The sequence below is a fragment of the Clostridium sp. OM02-18AC genome (assembly GCF_003481825.1).
Classification (GTDB): domain Bacteria; phylum Bacillota; class Clostridia; order Lachnospirales; family Lachnospiraceae; genus Brotaphodocola.
The window spans coordinates 163,729-179,708 of record NZ_QULW01000001.1; the positions used below are offsets into that span (position 1 = coordinate 163,729).

19 protein-coding genes are annotated in these 15,980 nt (G+C 48.8%); 18 read left to right on the forward strand and 1 reads right to left on the reverse strand.

The features are described from left to right. Nucleotides 1-67: 67 nt before the first annotated feature. The 11 genes from spoIIIAA to DXB18_RS00795 all read left to right on the forward strand — a co-directional run bounded on the left by spoIIIAA (nucleotide 68) and on the right by DXB18_RS00795 (nucleotide 8,649). A complete protein-coding gene (spoIIIAA, locus tag DXB18_RS00745; RefSeq protein WP_182430421.1) occupies nucleotides 68-1,033 on the forward strand; it encodes a stage III sporulation protein AA in 966 nt (321 codons plus the stop codon). Beyond that, the gene (locus DXB18_RS00750; RefSeq protein WP_243103046.1) at nucleotides 1,030-1,563 is read left to right on the forward strand and encodes a stage III sporulation protein AB; all 534 of its coding nucleotides are present in this window, start codon (nucleotides 1,030-1,032) and stop codon (nucleotides 1,561-1,563) included. Before spoIIIAA ends, DXB18_RS00750 begins: the two co-directional genes overlap by 4 nt. Before the next feature lie 12 nt (nucleotides 1,564-1,575). Next, nucleotides 1,576-1,770: a stage III sporulation protein AC gene (gene spoIIIAC, locus DXB18_RS00755; protein WP_118530868.1), complete on the forward strand. Its 195-nt coding sequence runs from the start codon at nucleotides 1,576-1,578 to the stop codon at nucleotides 1,768-1,770. A gap of 70 nt (nucleotides 1,771-1,840) precedes the next feature. Further along, nucleotides 1,841-2,227, forward strand: a complete 387-nt coding sequence (locus DXB18_RS00760) for a SpoIIIAC/SpoIIIAD family protein (protein WP_118543925.1) — start codon at nucleotides 1,841-1,843, stop codon at nucleotides 2,225-2,227. Next, nucleotides 2,224-3,531: a stage III sporulation protein AE gene (locus DXB18_RS00765; protein WP_118705415.1), complete on the forward strand. Its 1,308-nt coding sequence runs from the start codon at nucleotides 2,224-2,226 to the stop codon at nucleotides 3,529-3,531. The genes DXB18_RS00760 and DXB18_RS00765 overlap by 4 nt, the downstream gene beginning before the upstream one ends. A gap of 17 nt (nucleotides 3,532-3,548) precedes the next feature. Continuing rightward, entirely contained in the window at nucleotides 3,549-4,142 is a 594-nt protein-coding gene (locus tag DXB18_RS00770) for a stage III sporulation protein AF (protein WP_182430422.1), read from the forward strand. Beyond that, a complete protein-coding gene (locus DXB18_RS00775; RefSeq protein ID WP_347560112.1) occupies nucleotides 4,132-4,614 on the forward strand; it encodes a stage III sporulation protein AG in 483 nt (160 codons plus the stop codon). The genes DXB18_RS00770 and DXB18_RS00775 overlap by 11 nt, the downstream gene beginning before the upstream one ends. A 16-nt stretch (nucleotides 4,615-4,630) precedes the next feature. Then, nucleotides 4,631-5,428 (forward strand): SpoIIIAH-like family protein, encoded by a 798-nt coding sequence (locus DXB18_RS00780; RefSeq protein WP_118705419.1) that lies wholly within the window; start codon nucleotides 4,631-4,633, stop codon nucleotides 5,426-5,428. 198 nt (nucleotides 5,429-5,626) lie between these two features. Then, complete coding sequence (locus DXB18_RS00785; RefSeq protein WP_118543993.1) at nucleotides 5,627-5,962, forward strand: Asp23/Gls24 family envelope stress response protein; 336 nt, start codon at nucleotides 5,627-5,629, stop codon at nucleotides 5,960-5,962. A gap of 293 nt (nucleotides 5,963-6,255) precedes the next feature. Continuing rightward, nucleotides 6,256-7,596, forward strand: a complete 1,341-nt coding sequence (locus DXB18_RS00790) for a sodium:proton antiporter (protein WP_243035373.1) — start codon at nucleotides 6,256-6,258, stop codon at nucleotides 7,594-7,596. Between the two features lie 15 nt (nucleotides 7,597-7,611). After that, the gene (locus tag DXB18_RS00795; protein ID WP_118705421.1) at nucleotides 7,612-8,649 is read left to right on the forward strand and encodes a cytidylate kinase-like family protein; all 1,038 of its coding nucleotides are present in this window, start codon (nucleotides 7,612-7,614) and stop codon (nucleotides 8,647-8,649) included. 76 nt (nucleotides 8,650-8,725) lie between these two features. Here DXB18_RS00795 and DXB18_RS00800 read toward each other — a convergent pair whose 3' ends face one another. Further along, nucleotides 8,726-9,157 carry a DMT family transporter gene (locus tag DXB18_RS00800; protein WP_118705423.1) on the reverse strand — a complete coding sequence of 144 codons (432 nt, stop codon included), beginning with the start codon at nucleotides 9,155-9,157 and terminating at the stop codon, nucleotides 8,726-8,728. 187 nt (nucleotides 9,158-9,344) lie between these two features. On the opposite strand from DXB18_RS00800, the gene nusB reads away from it, so the two are divergent. The 7 genes from nusB to DXB18_RS00835 all read left to right on the forward strand — a co-directional run bounded on the left by nusB (nucleotide 9,345) and on the right by DXB18_RS00835 (nucleotide 15,972). Then, the gene (gene nusB, locus DXB18_RS00805; RefSeq protein ID WP_118543933.1) at nucleotides 9,345-9,797 is read left to right on the forward strand and encodes a transcription antitermination factor NusB; all 453 of its coding nucleotides are present in this window, start codon (nucleotides 9,345-9,347) and stop codon (nucleotides 9,795-9,797) included. Nucleotide 9,798: 1 nt separating this feature from the next. After that, the gene (gene xseA, locus DXB18_RS00810; RefSeq protein ID WP_118705425.1) at nucleotides 9,799-11,016 is read left to right on the forward strand and encodes an exodeoxyribonuclease VII large subunit; all 1,218 of its coding nucleotides are present in this window, start codon (nucleotides 9,799-9,801) and stop codon (nucleotides 11,014-11,016) included. 96 nt (nucleotides 11,017-11,112) lie between these two features. Further along, complete coding sequence (gene xseB, locus DXB18_RS00815; RefSeq protein ID WP_347560113.1) at nucleotides 11,113-11,316, forward strand: exodeoxyribonuclease VII small subunit; 204 nt, start codon at nucleotides 11,113-11,115, stop codon at nucleotides 11,314-11,316. Continuing rightward, nucleotides 11,303-12,190, forward strand: a complete 888-nt coding sequence (locus tag DXB18_RS00820) for a polyprenyl synthetase family protein (RefSeq protein ID WP_118705427.1) — start codon at nucleotides 11,303-11,305, stop codon at nucleotides 12,188-12,190. Before xseB ends, DXB18_RS00820 begins: the two co-directional genes overlap by 14 nt. 84 nt (nucleotides 12,191-12,274) lie before the next feature. Continuing rightward, nucleotides 12,275-14,197, forward strand: coding sequence for a 1-deoxy-D-xylulose-5-phosphate synthase (gene dxs / locus DXB18_RS00825; RefSeq protein ID WP_118543936.1), 1,923 nt, complete (start codon nucleotides 12,275-12,277; stop codon nucleotides 14,195-14,197). Between the two features lie 126 nt (nucleotides 14,198-14,323). Next, nucleotides 14,324-15,133, forward strand: coding sequence for a TlyA family RNA methyltransferase (locus DXB18_RS00830; protein WP_118543937.1), 810 nt, complete (start codon nucleotides 14,324-14,326; stop codon nucleotides 15,131-15,133). Nucleotides 15,134-15,144: 11 nt separating this feature from the next. Continuing rightward, entirely contained in the window at nucleotides 15,145-15,972 is an 828-nt protein-coding gene (locus tag DXB18_RS00835) for an NAD(+)/NADH kinase (protein WP_118705429.1), read from the forward strand. Nucleotides 15,973-15,980: the final 8 nt, after the last annotated feature.

Below are 15,980 nucleotides of genomic sequence, written 5' to 3' on the forward strand. Positions count from 1 at the left end.
CATAGACAAGGTCCGGGTATAAATCACCCCTTCCCTCATATATATTATGTAGGGGAGGGGTGATTTTTTGGATAAGCGGGAAGAACTGATCAAAATATTTTCGAAAGATATCCGGGTGATTTTAAAACAGGTCATGGTGGATTTTGACCAGGTGCAGGAAATACGTCTGCGGGTCCATGCGCCGCTTCTGATGATTTGGAATAATCACGAGTATTACATTACGCCGGAAGGAAATTTAAGTACGCGGGCCGAAGAGGCGTATCTGGTGACGCGGGAAGCATTGAAAGAAACGTTGGACTATATGAGCAATTATTCGCTGTATGCCTTTGAAGAAGAAATAAAACAGGGATTTATCACGATCCAGGGAGGACACCGCATCGGCATTGCCGGAAAAACCATCATTGATGAACATGGAATCCGCAGTATGAAATTTATTTCCTTTATCAATGTACGTCTCTCCCATCAGGTGAAAGGATGTGCAACGGTACTGTTGCCGTATCTGTATGACCAGGAAACCCTCTTTCATACCCTGATCATATCGCCTCCACGCTGCGGAAAAACCACACTTCTCCGTGATATTATCCGTCAGGTGTCCAATGGAGGACCTGGACATGCAGGGCTTACCATTGGCGTGATCGATGAACGGTCGGAAATTGGTGCCTGCTATCAGGGAATTCCGCAGAATGAACTCGGAATCCGGACGGATATTCTGGATTGCTGTCCGAAAGCACAGGGGATGATGATGCTGATCCGAACCATGTCGCCGCAGGTGATCGCGGTGGATGAGATTGGAAGCCGGGAAGATCTGGAAGCGATCGAATATGTCATGAATTGCGGCTGTAAGCTGGTTGCCACGGTTCATGGAAGTTCGATTGAGGATATCAAACAAAAACCGGTGCTTCGGAAGATGGTGCTGGAAAAATGGTTTGAGCGCTATGTGATTTTAAATAACAGGGGGAAAATTGGCAATATCGGAGAGATTTATGATTCCAGGGGCTGCAGGCTGTATCCGGTAGGAGGTGAATGCTTTTGAGTATTCAGGGATGGATGAAGGTATTGGGGGCGGCCTGTATTCTATGGGGAGCAGCAGGGACCGGAATCTGGTTTGCCGGAAGATATAAACAGCGGATCCAGGAACTGGAGCAGCTGAAACAGATGGTCTTTTTGTTAAAAGGGCAGATCCTCTATGCCAGTGCACCGCTCCCGGAAGCATTGGAGACAGTCGGAAAGCGGGTAGACGGAATCCTGGGAAAATTGTTTCAGGAAACTGCAGCCAGTCTGCAACAACAGCCCGGAGATCCATTCCCGGTAATCTGGAAACGATGTGTTTCCGAAATATCCGGGCACAGCGCACTTTCAAAAATGGACATGCAGGCGCTTGAAAATCTGGGGGATCATCTTGGATTTCTGGACCGGGAAACTCAGGAACGGACACTGCTTCTATATCTGGAACAGGTAGATGCCCAGCTTGAGGTTTTAAGGGAACACCGCCAGGAACGCTGCAGACTGTATACAAGCCTTGGAGTTATGGGCGGCTTATTTCTTGCAGTAATCCTGGTCTGATGGAGGATCCATATGGGAGTAAATCTGATTTTTCGCATTGCCGCAGTCGGGATTTTAGTATCTGTGATCTGTCAGGTACTGCGGCACAGCGGGCGGGAAGAACAGGCATTTCTGACCAGTCTTGCTGGTCTTGTACTGGTGCTGTTCTGGCTGGTGCCTTATATTTATGAGTTATTTGAAACCATGAAAAATCTGTTTGCCTTATAAAAATTGTAACTGCGGGGTGTCTGGCAGTTACAGATCGTGTTTCTATAGCAAATGTCTGGCAGGGGTTGATATGTCGGTTGTAACAGTAGGAATTATCGGAATTGCGGCAGTGCTGATGGCAGTTCAGCTAAAAAGCATGAAGGGCGAATATGGGCTGTATCTGGTCATGGCGGCTGCCTGTGTGATCTTTTTTTACGGAACACTGAGGCTTCGCGTGATCCTTGACGGCTTAGGGAAAATCCAGGCCATGATCCGGCTCAATCCGGTCTATTTAAATACGCTTTTAAAAATGACCGGAATTACTTATATTGCGGAATTTTCTTCCGGAATCTGCAAAGATGCAGGATATGGAGCGTTGGGAAATCAGATTGAGATATTTGGAAAATTGTCCATTCTGGCAGTAAGTCTTCCGGTCATTCTGGCACTGTTGGAGACACTGCAGGGGTTTCTGGTATGAAGCGGGGGAGCAAAGGCAAAGTGCTGCGTCTGTTCGTAGCTGTTCTGACGATTTCGGTGTGCATGTTGGGGGCTTCGGCTGAATATGCATGGGCGATGGGGGAGTCTCCGAACGTGCTGGCAGCAGATAGGGCTTTCAATGTCTGGAATGTATCTGGGTTTCATAATGCCGGGATTGTGGTCGGGCAGAAAAACGGGAGCACAGATGGAGAGAAAACCGGACTGGGGTCAGAGTCTGCGCTTCCTCTGGACGAGCTTTCCGGTCTGGATGAGATTGAGGAATATCTCAAACAAGAACTGGGTGGAGGGGAGCACCGGCTTACGTTTCGTGAACTGATGAAAGCATTGGCATCCGGAGATACAAAAACAGCTGCTTCTCTCTGCCTGGAAGGACTGTGGCAGCAGCTGTCTGGCGAATTGCAGGGGAAAAAAAGTATGGCAGTCAGCCTGTTGGCACTTGGACTTTTCGGTGCGATGTTTACAGGTTTTTCCGAGGTGTTTTCCGGAGATTCCACGGTAGAAACCGGATTTTTTTTGACTTATTTGATGGTATTTGCAATTTTGGCGGCTGCATTCAAAGAAAGCTCTGAGGCTGCTTCGCGGATCCTGGATGGGCAGGTCCAGTTTATGAAAGTACTGCTTCCTTCTTATTTTACGGCAGTGGTCTGGTCTGGTGCCGGACTTTCTTCGGCTGCCTGGTATGAACTGGCGCTGTTTTTGATCGCCGGGGTACAGCGGCTTTTTGGAGGATTATTACTCCCGCTGGCACGCATTTATTTTCTGTCTGTTATGGTTGGTTCCATGATCAAAGAAGATCTGTGTTCCCGGATGCTGGATCTTTTAAAAACAGGGATCTGGTGGGCAAGCCGGTCCCTGTTTGGAATCGTACTTGGGTTTCAGCTGATTCAGGGAATGGTGCTTCCTTATGCAGATGCAGTAAAAAATGCCGGAATGCAAAGGCTTTTGCAGGCAATTCCGGGAATCGGAGATGGAGCCGGGGCAGTGACCAGACTGATGCTGGGTTCCGGTGTATTGATCAAAAATACCATGGGAGCCGCGGCGGTATTGCTGTTACTCTTATGTTCCATAGTGCCGTTGGCAAGATTGTTTGTGATGTACCTGCTTTACCGTGGAATTGCAGCTGTCTTGCAGCCGGTGGCAGATAAGCGGCTGATTTCCTGCTTGAGTGGTGTGGCAGAAGCCCAGAAAATGCTTCTTGTGGTGGCAGCATCCGGATTCTTGCTGTTTGCGGTCACGATAGCGCTGATCTGTCAGGGAACAAATGCGGTTTATCTGGCATCGTAAAATTTGGAGGGAGTAAAGTGTCAGCAGTTTATGAATGGATCCGCAATCTGACAGCACTTTTCCTCTTTTTTTCTGTCGTGGAAAATCTGTTGCCAGGGAAAAAATACGGGAAATACATACGCCTGTTTGCTGGTATGGTTCTGATCCTTTTGGTCGTGGAGCCGCTGACGAACCATCTTGATCTGGAAGAGGTTCTGGCACGCAGCTATGAGAGTCTGCTCATTCGTGAAGAAGCCGGGGGACTCGAAGCAAACTTCAATGAAATAGAAAAAGAACGCGTGACGCAGATTCTGAAGCGTTATGAGGAGACAGTTTGTCAGGACATCCGGAAACTGGCAGATGCATGCGGCATGAAGCCTGTTGATTGTAACGTAAGTATAGACGGAGAAGAAAACAGTGCAAAATTTGGAGCAGTAAAGAGCATCTCAATTGTGTTGCAGGAAGAGTCTGATGCAGAGAGTACCAAAAAACTGTTAAAAAAAATTCAGGAATATTATGGTCTGGAGGAAAACTATGTGGAAATTCAAATTGCCGGAGGGAAAAGATCGGTGGATCTTTCTGCTGACCATAGGCGTGATTCTCTGTATTCTGGCGTTTCCGGTGGGGAATAAAGAAAAGCGGATGTTGTCTCCGACTCCCGGATATGCGGACACTTCAGAAAATACACAGACCGTGTCACAGGATGCGGCAGCCTACGAGAAAAAACTGGAACTGCGCGTAAAAGAACTGCTGCGCAATGTTTCCGGTGTAGGGGAAGTCGATGTGATGATCGTATTAAAATCTTCCTCTGAAAAAGTGATTCAGGTAGATAACAGCAGTTCCAAATCCGTGACAACAGAAAAGGGAAACGGAATGGACCGCTCGGTGGAAACCATGGATCAGGAACACAGTACAGTACTTACGGGGAGCGGCAGTGGTCAGGAACCAATTGTCTCCAAGGAAGTTTACCCGGAGATCGAAGGAATCGTGATCAGTGCAGATGGGGGAGGGAGTGCATCGGTCCAGGCGGAGATTTCCGGGGCCATGGAAGCATTATTTGGCCTTCCGGCGCATAAGATAAAAGTGCTAAAGCGGGTGGAGTAAAAGAAGGAGCGTCGGTATGAAACTGAAACGGGAAGAAACATCCAAACAGAACAACATGAAAAAACTGTTTCGCAGAAACCAGATCATCATTACGACCCTGGCCATCATGATCGCGGCTGCCGGATATTTGAATTATGCGGGAAAACGGGAACTGGAAGCCAGCACCGGAGATGAAATTTACCAGGCCGGCATGTTTGACATTTCACAGGAAGATCTGCTGAAAGAAAACCAGAAGAACAGTTTGGAGGGAGCAGGCATGATTGAGGAAGCGCAGCCGCAGGCAGAAGGCTCCATGCTTCAGGCAGAAGCCTCGCAGACAGAAATTCAGACGCAGGAAAATACGCTGGCAGAGGCAGAGCAGGGAGCAGAACTCGCTGAAATTGACAGCTGGGACAGCGGAGAGGAAGCCGGAATCGAGAATCCGGGAGAGGCAGTTCTGACGAGCGGTCTTACCGTATCGGATTACATAGCAAACGTGCAGTTAAACCGGGAACAGATCCGGGCAAGAAATAAAGAAACGTTAAATTCAATCATCAGCAACACCAACATCGATGAAGCTGCGAAGCAGGAAGCGATTCAGAACATGATCACCATGACTGCAGTTGCAGAAAAAGAAAATGCAGCAGAGACCCTTTTGCAGGCACGCGGGTTTGCAGATCCGGTTGTAAGTCTGACGGATGGAAAAGTCGATGTTGTGATCAATGCGCCTTCCATCACCGATCAGCAAAGAGCCCAGATCGAGGATATCGTGAAGAGAAAAACGGAAGTTGGAGCGGAGAATATCATTATCACGCTGCTGAACCTGGAAGACTAAATTGGAAATGGGAAACCGAATTGGAAAGACTGAAAATCCCCTTTGCAAAACACCCCAGATTTGCTATACTATAGGAAATAGAGAATCTGGACAGCAGTGGGAGTTGTAAGAAACAGCTGCTGCACCGGGCTGATCTGAGGAGGGAATACTGTGGCAGAGTTAGAAGGAAGAAATACGCATAAATTATATGAAAAAGAGATGATGGGCGAGGTTCGTATTGCAGATGAAGTTGTAGCGATCATTGCCGGACTGGCAGCTACCGAGGTAGACGGCGTGGATTCCATGGCTGGCAACATTACCAACGAGCTGGTTGGAAAACTCGGCATGAAAAATCTGTCCAAGGGTGTTAAGGTAGAAGTGACTGAGGAACATGTATCGGTAGATTTATCTTTAAACATCAAGTACGGCTACAACATTCCGGATGTCAGCGAACGTGTACAGGATCGTGTAAAATCTGCAATTGAGAACATGACCGGTCTTACCGTACTGGATGTTAATATCCGGATTGCAGGAGTGAACATCAACGAGCAGTAACTGTAAGCTGCAGGAACGAGTTGAAAAATTGCATAAAAGTTAAACATGAATGGAAATATCGTAAAAAGAGGTCTGCCTGGAAATGGTATGGCCTCTTTTTTGCTGTCATACGCATGACAAAATATCCGTGATGAACATTACATATAAAGAAAACATAAAGAAATGTGACAATAAAATATCTATGGTTACATTTTGTAAAAAATAGTGCTATAATCCATGCTTGATTCATCAAGAGAAGAACTATTGCAGATTTATTTTCTGCAATTACAAATGAAAAAAAGGAGGAAATGGAAATGAATCTTGCATTTTGTATTCCGTTTGCAGGACTTCTGCTTTGCATTGCGGTTCTCCCGTTGGTAAAAGCAGAATGGTGGGAAGCACACCAGCCGCATGCAGTTATATTCTGGTCGCTGCTGTTTGTGCTGCCGTTTGCATTCGTTTATGGACCAGGACAGGCTTTTGAGAAAGTGTTAGAGTGTATCGTCGATGATTATCTGACCTTTATCATTCTGCTGTTCGGCCTTTTTTGTGTTTCTGGTAATATCACCCTGGAAGGAGATCTGGCTGGTTCCCCGCGGATCAATGTGGGTCTTCTTCTGATCGGAACCATGCTTTCGAGCTGGATCGGAACAACCGGTGCCAGCATGCTGATGGTGCGTCCGATCATTAAGATGAATGCGTGGAGAAAACGGAGAAGTCATATCATGGTCTTCTTTATTTTCCTGATCTCCAACATTGGAGGCTGTCTGACACCGATCGGCGATCCGCCTCTTTTAATGGGATTTATGCGTGGGGTTCCATTCTTCTGGAGCCTGCATTTGTTACCGGTGCTGTTATTTAATGTTGTGATTTTACTGACTGTTTTTTATTTCCTGGACCGCAGGGCTTACCGGAAAGATATCGCAGAAGGCTTAAAGCCGGATATCAGCAAGCCGGGTACTGAGGTTCACATTATGGGACTTCATAACCTGATCTTTCTGATTATGATCGTTGCAGCCGTAATTTTAAGCGGAACCCTTCCGGGGATGGCAGCATTCCAGGATGCAGAGGGCGCTGTGCGCGGAATTCATCTGTTTGGGGAAGTAACGCTGACTTACCCGGCACTGATCGAGGTTGTGATCATTCTGGCAGCAGCATGGTTATCCTTTCAGACAACCAGTCCGGAAATCCGCAGAAAGAACCACTTTACATGGGGAGCAATCCACGAGGTTGCGGTATTGTTTGTGGGAATTTTCATCACCATGCAGCCGGCCCTTATGATCTTAAAGGCGAATGGTGCAAGCCTTGGTCTGACCAAACCGTTTGAGATGTTCTGGGCAACGGGATGCCTCTCCAGTTTTCTGGATAATACACCGACCTATCTGGTCTTCCTCACGACAGCCGGAGCCCTTGGGTTTACGGAAGGCATGCCGACAATCCTCGGTACCGTTCCGATCGCCATGCTGGAAGCAATCTCCTGCGGTGCAGTCTTCATGGGCGCCAATACTTACATCGGCAATGCACCGAACTTTATGGTAAAATCGATTTCAGATGAGAATGGTATCCGCATGCCTTCGTTTTTCGGATATCTGCTCTGGGCGGTTTCATTTCTGATTCCGGTATTTATTCTGGACATGCTGGTATTCTTTTTATAAGGAGGGAAAGAGACTATGGAATATACACAGGAAAGTCTCCGTGAGCTTGCGGAGCGCATCTATGATCTGGATGCAGAAGTTTACAGCTGTCTTGGCTCTTCCCTTGGCCGTGTGTTCAACCGTGACCGGGAACGCTGTGTAACAGAAATGGTGCGGCTGATGATGCAGCGTGACAGCGGCCACCAGTTGCGCAGTGAGCTGGCACTGATCAGTAATATGGCGCGGACGATTCCAGATAAGGAAAGCCGTTCCATGATCATGCGGGAATACACCAGTATTCTGCATGAGATCATCGCTCTGCCGACCAGCTTTGGCGGCGGCGATGTGCTGGATCAGAACATGGCAAGTTTAAATACCTTAAATCTGGAGAAACGTTTCTCTGGAAACGATCATCTGGTTATCTGCATCAGCCGTACGTATGGCTGTGCCGGAAATGAGATTGGTTTTACCCTGGCAGACCGTTTGCGGATCAATTATTATGATGCGGAAATCTTTTCAGCCGTTTTGAAACGTCTGGAAGCAGAAAAAGATGAAGTAGTAGATAAAGCCGGATATCCGGGAAAAACGATTGATAAAGCGGATCAGGAAGCAGCATTTTCCAAACCGCAGAAACTGACACTGAAAGCCTGGGCGGCAGGGTTTAACCGTTATCATGGCCTGAGCAAGCGGGACGCGGTATTCTTTAACCAGAGTGATCTGATCTGCGATATGGCTAAGAAGGAGGACTTTATCGTGATGGGACGCTGTGCCGATGTGATCCTGACCAATAACCAGATCCCGCATATCAGCATCTTTATCACGGCTCCGTTTGAGCAGCGGCTGCACCGTACCATGGAAGTGCACCCGGATTTGAATGAGAAGCAGGCAAAACATCTGTTAAAACAGTTAGACCGCCAGCATCAGAATTATTACCGCTTCTTTACCGGAAGAAAATGGGGCAACGCTGCGAACTATGATCTGTGTTTAAACAGTGCGGCCTATGGTATCGACGGTTCCGTTGATTTTATCCTCCGGATGCTGGACCGGGAAGGAAAGATGAATTCCCCGGAGTAAGGATATTCATGGAATGCTCCACGGGTGGCAGCAGTTTGTGAAACAGAACGATGCGGGATCCAGGTGGACAGAACTGTCATTTGCTGTGGAACAGCACGATTCCGCCGATGGCAATCAGCGCACCGAGGAGTTTTTTCCACTCGAATGCGGCTTTTTCCACTCCGAACCAGCCAAACAGTTCGATGGCATAAGCCACGATGATCTGTGTGACGACAATAAACAGGGTCGCTTTGGCCGGGCCGAGGCCGTCCATGCTGCGGACAACCGTGTAAGTGATAAAAGCCCCGAATATGCCGCCGAGCATCATGTACCAGGGGCGCACGGAAACGAGGGCAGAGACAGGAACCCGTTCGAAAAAAAACCAGAAGACCACGCAGGTAAAGAAAGCGCTGAGCTGGACCCATCCGGCAGACAGCCAGATACCGGTCTGACGGGTAAGTCCGGTGTTTAAGACACCCTGGACACTCATGAGGGCGCCTGAGATCAAGGCAATGAAAAATCCAAACATAAAATACCTCCCAAAATATAGCCGTACCGGTTCATTAGCACAATGGAGAAACATTAGCTAGTGTACCGGATGCGGCTGTTTTTATACCTTTTTTTGCGCCGGATAAAACAGCGTTGTGAAACTGAAAAAAATGTGGTATGATAATGCGTAAGATTGGAATCGGTATAAGCAGGAGGAAGAAAGATAGATGACCAGAAGAGAAATGCGTGAGCATTGTTTTAAGATCCTGTTCGGAGTAGAGTTTTACCCGACAGAAGAAATAAACGTTCAGGTGGAGCAGTATTTCGATGCACCGCAGGAGGACGATGTTGCGGATGACGGCAAGGAAGAAGTGCTTCATAACGTAGACATGAAAGAAGTAGACCGCACTTTCCTGACGGACCGTGTGGAAGGCATTGCCGGCAAGATCCCGGAACTGGATGCCCGCATCGACGAGGTGGCACAGGGCTGGAAGACCGGACGTATGGGAAAGGTAGAGCTTACCATTCTGCGTCAGGCACTTTATGAGATGTTATATGACAGCGAGGTGCCTTCCAAAGTTGCGATCAACGAGGCAGTAAACCTTGCGAAAAAATTTGGAGGAAAGGATTCACCGGCGTTTATCAATGGTGTTTTGGCAAAGCTGGTAACCGAGGAATAATATGGCCAGTGTATATTCTGTTTCCCAGGTGAATTCCTACATCAAGAATATGTTTGCCCAGGATTTTGCCCTCAGCCGGATCACGGTGCGGGGCGAGGTCTCAAACTGCAAGTATCACACATCAGGACATATTTATTTTACGCTGAAGGATGGGACCGGAACTCTGGCGGCAGTGATGTTTGCCGGCCAGAGGAAAGGTCTCTCTTTTCAGTTACAGGAAGGGCAGCAGGTTGTGGTGACCGGCTCGGTCGACGTTTATGAGCGGGACGGCAAATACCAGCTTTACGCAAAAAAGATCGAGAAAGAGGGCCGCGGGGATCTGTACCAGCGCTTTTTAAAACTGCGTGATGAGCTGGAAGAGATGGGCATGTTTGCACCGGAATACAAGCAGCCGATCCCAAAGTATGCGAGAACCGTAGGTGTGGTAACGGCATCTACCGGTGCTGCGATCCGGGATATCATGAATATCACAGCCAGAAGAAATCCGTATACGCAGCTGGTCTTATATCCGGCCCTGGTACAGGGAGCCGGGGCGGCAGAGTCTGTCGCAGCAGGAATCCGTACATTAGACAGAATGGGGCTGGATGTTCTGATCGTAGGGCGCGGAGGCGGTTCCATTGAGGATCTCTGGGCATTTAATGAAGAAGTCGTAGCGCGGGCAATCTTTGACTGTGCGACTCCGGTTATCTCTGCAGTGGGGCATGAAACAGATGTCACGATCGCAGACTATGTGGCGGATTTGCGTGCCCCGACACCGTCGGCAGCAGCGGAGCTTGCCGTGTTTGATTACCGGCAGTTCGAAGCAGCCTGTTTCTCTTATCGGGCGGGACTTGCGCAGGCGATGGAGCGGAAAACCGAGCTTTTGCGTTATCGCACAGAGCAGTATCGTCTGCAGCTTAAGCTTCATGACCCGGAGCGGAAACTGCGGGAGCAGAAGCAGCGCCTGGCTGATACAGAGTATGCCTTAAGACGTGCCATGGAACAGAAAATAACAGAAAGCCGGCACCGGCTGGCACTTCTTGGCGGGAAGCTGCATGGGCTGTCGCCGCTTGCAAAAATCAGCAATGGCTTTGGCTTTGTGACAGACGAAAAAGGTGAGCGCCTTACGCATGTCAGCCAGACAGCTCCTGGCGGGGAGATCACGCTGCGTATTACGGACGGAAAAATCCGGGCTAAGGTGCTTGAAACAGAAGCTTATCATACAGAGCGTGAAGCATAACACATGCTGGATGGGAAGCGTTTGATCCATGATAAAACGACATGGAAATCTGGCGTGTTGGAAGCAGAACATATGCCACGCAAAAAAGGAGCGGACATGGAAAAATCAATCGAACAGACTTTTGCAGAGCTGGATGAGCTCATGGAAAAACTGGAGTCTCCGGATACAAGTCTGGAAGAGTCATTTGCCTGCTATGAGGCAGGCATGAAGCTGGTGAAAGCTTGCAGTGATAAAATCGATAAAGTAGAAAAGCAGATGATCATCCTGCAGGGAGGGGCAGAGGAAGATGGAGATGCATGAAGAACTGAAGAAGAGAACCGGAGAGGTAGAAACGGTTGTTGAGCGTTATCTGCCCAAGGAAGAAGGACACCAGAAAACCATTTTTGAGGCCATGAACTACAGCGTACGGGCTGGTGGAAAACGTCTGCGCCCTATGCTGATGGAAGAAACGTACCGGCTGTTTGGCGGAAAAGAACAGGCTGTGGAGCCTTTTATGGCAGCGATGGAGATGATCCATACTTCTTCTCTGATCCACGATGATCTTCCGTGCATGGACAACGATGAACTGAGAAGAGGGCTTCCGACTACCTGGAAAAAGTTCGGTTATGATATGGCTGTGCTTGCGGGAGACGCCCTGATGATCTATGCGTTTGAGACCGCATCCAAAGCCTTTGCCATGACACAGTACCCAGAGCGGGCAGCAAGGGCGATTGGCATTCTGGCAGAAAAGACTGGTATTTATGGTATGATCGGCGGTCAGGTGGTCGATGTGGAACTGACCGGAAAACCGATCCCGCAGGAAAAACTGGATTTCATCTACCGGTTAAAGACTGGAGCACTTCTGGAGGCTTCCATGATGATCGGTGCCATTTTAGGCGGTGCTTCGGAAGAAGAAATCCGTCGTGTGGAGGAGATTGCAGCGGCAGTCGGTCTGGCTTTCCAGATCCAGGACGATATCCTGGATGTGACAAGCACCAGTGAAGAACTTGGAAAACCGGTCTTAAGCGATGAGAAAAACCAGAAAACCACATATGTAACGCTGGTTGGCCTGGACCAGGCAAGAGAAGATGTGGCAGAGATCTCATCCCGTGCGGTAACACTGCTAAAGCAGCTGCCGGGCCAAAATCCGTTCCTTGAAAATTTGATTACGATGCTCGTGGAGCGGAAAAAATAAGAACGATAGGTAACATGCCGTAACTGGGAACACAGCGGGCAGTTACAAATTACTTTAGGGAAGAAACAGGGAGTTGCAAAAACCATGATTCTGGAACACATTGAAGGTCCGTGGGACGTGAAAAAATTAAACACGGAGGAGCTTAAGACTCTGGCAGCAGAGATCCGGCAGTTTCTGATCGAAAAGATCAGCGTGACCGGCGGACATCTTGCGTCCAATCTGGGCGTAGTGGAGCTGACCATTGCTTTATATCTGGCATTTGACCTGCCAAAGGATAAAGTCATCTGGGATGTGGGGCATCAGTCGTATACCCACAAGATCTTAAGCGGACGCCGGGAAATGTTTGATGAACTGAGGCAGTACGGGGGAATGAGCGGGTTTCCAAAACGCAAGGAAAGCCCATACGATTCCTTTGATACCGGACACAGTTCCACATCCATTTCCGCTGGTCTTGGCATTGCCCAGGGGCGGGATCTGTTAGGCGAGAATTATGCAGTCATTTCCGTGATCGGCGACGGAGCCCTGACCGGCGGTATGGCTTACGAGGCATTGAACAATGCGGCTCACCTGAAAAAGAATTTTATCATTGTATTAAACGACAATAACATGTCCATCTCAGAAAATGTGGGCGGCATGTCAAAATATTTAAGCGGTCTGCGTTCCGGAACCAGATACAATGCACTGAAACGTCATGTATCGGAGACATTGTTAAAAGTTCCAGTGGTTGGTGCCAGCCTGGTAGAGCAGATCAGCCGCACCAAAGACAGCATCAAGCAGCTGGTCATTCCGGGAATGCTCTTTGAGAACATGGGCGTGACTTACCTGGGACCTGTGGACGGGCACGATATCAAAGCCATGGTGAAAACGTTCCGGGAAGCCCGGAGAATGGACCATGCAGTGCTGGTGCATGTGCTGACCAAGAAAGGAAAAGGGTATGCTCCGGCAGAAAAAAATCCGTCCCGTTTCCATGGAATCGATCCGTTTGATATTGCAACCGGAAAGTCATTGAAGGAAAAGGTTTATCCTACGTACACGGATGTATTCTCCAAAGAAATCTGCCAGCTTGCGGAAACCGAAAAACGACTGGTTGCGGTCACGGCAGCCATGCCGGATGGAACGGGACTGAAAGCGTTTTCCAAACAGTACCCGGAGCGTTTCTTTGATGTGGGAATCGCGGAACAGCATGCGGTGACCTCTGCGGCTGGTATGGCGGCAGCCGGTCTGAAACCGGTGGTTGCCGTCTATTCCTCGTTTTTGCAGAGAGGATTTGACCAGGTGCTTCACGATGTCTGCATTCAGAACCTTCCGGTTGTCTTCGCACTCGACCGTGCCGGACTGGTCGGAAGTGACGGGGAAACGCATCAGGGAATTTTTGACCTGTCCTATTTAAGCTGTATTCCCAATATGAGCATTATGGCTCCGAAAAATTTATGGGAGCTTCAGCAGGAACTGGAGTTTGCAGTCTGCCATTACGACGGTCCGATCGCAATCCGTTATCCGCGCGGGCAGGCATACCGCGGATTAAAGGAGTTTGCCCAGCCGATCGAGTACGGAAAGGGTGAAATGCTTTACGAAGGCAGCCGCATTGCCCTGCTGGCAGTCGGAAGCATGGTCAGCACGGCGCAGCATGTGCGGGAAAAATTAAAGGATGTTGGTTTTGACTGCACGCTTGCCAACGGTCGTTTTATCAAGCCGGTGGATTATGAACTGGCAGACCGGCTGGCAGCAGCGCATGAACTGCTCGTAGTATTGGAAGAAAATGTGCTTCAGGGCGGATATGGTTTACAGGTGAAGGCTTATGTGCAGGAACGTTACCCGCAGGTAAAAGTTTTGAATATCGCACTTCCGGATGCGTATGTGGAACATGGCAATGTATCGGTTCTGCGCGAGGAACTGGGCATTGACAGTGATTCTGTGATCCGAACGATGCGAAATGCCTGGAAACCGCTGGATGAGAGGTTGTCTGCCATGCAGTCTCATGAAAAAACGCAAACAACCCAGGAATAAAACCGGAAGAAGAGTCGGAAAGAAAAGCGAAAACAAAACTGGAAACAAAACAGAAAGTCAGCAACAAAACTGGGACAAACAGAAACAAATTCAGAGAGAAAACCAGAAACAGAAAGAGGAAGATACATGAAAGAAAGACTGGATATCCTGATCGTGAATAAAGGTCTTGCCGCTTCCAGAGAGAAAGCGAAAGCCATTATCATGTCGGGCATCGTTTATGTAGATGGACAGAAGGAAGATAAGGCAGGCTCCATGTTTGAGGAGACGGCAAACATCGAAGTGCGCGGCGCAACCTTAAAATACGTCAGCCGCGGCGGCCTGAAGCTGGAAAAGGCCATGACGCACTTTGGAGTGAAATTAAAAGATAAGATCTGTATGGACGTGGGCTCTTCCACGGGAGGGTTTACCGACTGCATGCTGCAGAATGGCGCGGTGAAGGTCTATGCGGTGGATGTGGGACACGGTCAGTTAGACTGGAAGCTCCGCAACGATCCGCGGGTGGTGTGTATGGAAAAAACGAATATCCGTTACGTCACCCCGGAAGACATCGCGGATCAGATCAATTTTTCTTCCATCGATGTTTCCTTTATCTCCCTGACAAAAGTCTTAGGACCGGTGAAGGCGCTTCTTGCGGATGACGGACAGATCGTCTGCCTGATCAAACCGCAGTTTGAAGCAGGACGGGAGAAGGTCGGAAAGAAAGGCGTGGTCCGTGAAAAGAGCACGCACCTGGAAGTCATTGAGAAAGTGATCGAATTTGCAGTAAGCATTGGATTTGAAATTTTGAACCTGGAGTATTCTCCGATCAAGGGGCCGGAAGGCAATATCGAATATCTGCTTTATCTTCAGAATCATACCGATGGACAAACCTACACGGAGTATCAGGTCGACGCAAAAGCCATTGTCGATGCGGCTCACGGAGAACTGGACAAATAACAGGAGAGTTTATGAAACATTTTTATCTGATCGCGAATCCGTCGAAACCAGGAGCTTTGGATACAGCGGAAAAAATAGAAAAAGAACTGATTCGCCGCGGCGCATACTGCACGCATAACCGGGGGTATACAAGGGCGGATCAGGTTCCGTCTGACACGGAGTGTGTGATCACACTTGGCGGAGATGGTACCCTGATCCAGGCATCCAGAGATCTGATCAGCCTCGATCTTCCCATGATGGGAATCAATATGGGGCATCTGGGCTACCTGACCCAGGTGTCGCGGGAGGAAGCCCTCGACCCGGTACTGGATGCCCTTTTGACCGATTCTTTTACATTGGAAAAGCGCATGATGCTGGAAGGCAGTGTGGTAGGGGCAGAAAAAGAAGTCAAAGGCATTGCTTTAAATGAGATCGTTCTGACCAGACAGGATGTATTGCAGGTACTGCATTTCCAGGTTTATGTGAATGGAGTATTTTTCAACGAATATATGGCAGACGGAATCATTGCGGCAACCCCTACAGGTTCTACTGCGTATAATTTGTCAGCAGGCGGACCGATCGTGGCGCCTGGGGCGCAGCTGATGCTTTTGACTCCGATCTGTTCCCATTCCCTGAACGCGAGAAGCATTGTGCTTTCTCCGGAGGACCGCGTCAGCATCCGACTGGTAAAATGGAGCGGCGGCAGATCGTATTCGGCAGTATTTGACGGAGACCAGGCATTTCCGCTCCATTATGGGGAACGGCTGGAGATTAGCCGGGCACCGAAATATACTACCCTGATTCAATTAAAAAATGTATCATTCCTTGAAAATATCAGACAGAAAATGGACCGCATTTAACGGAGGGA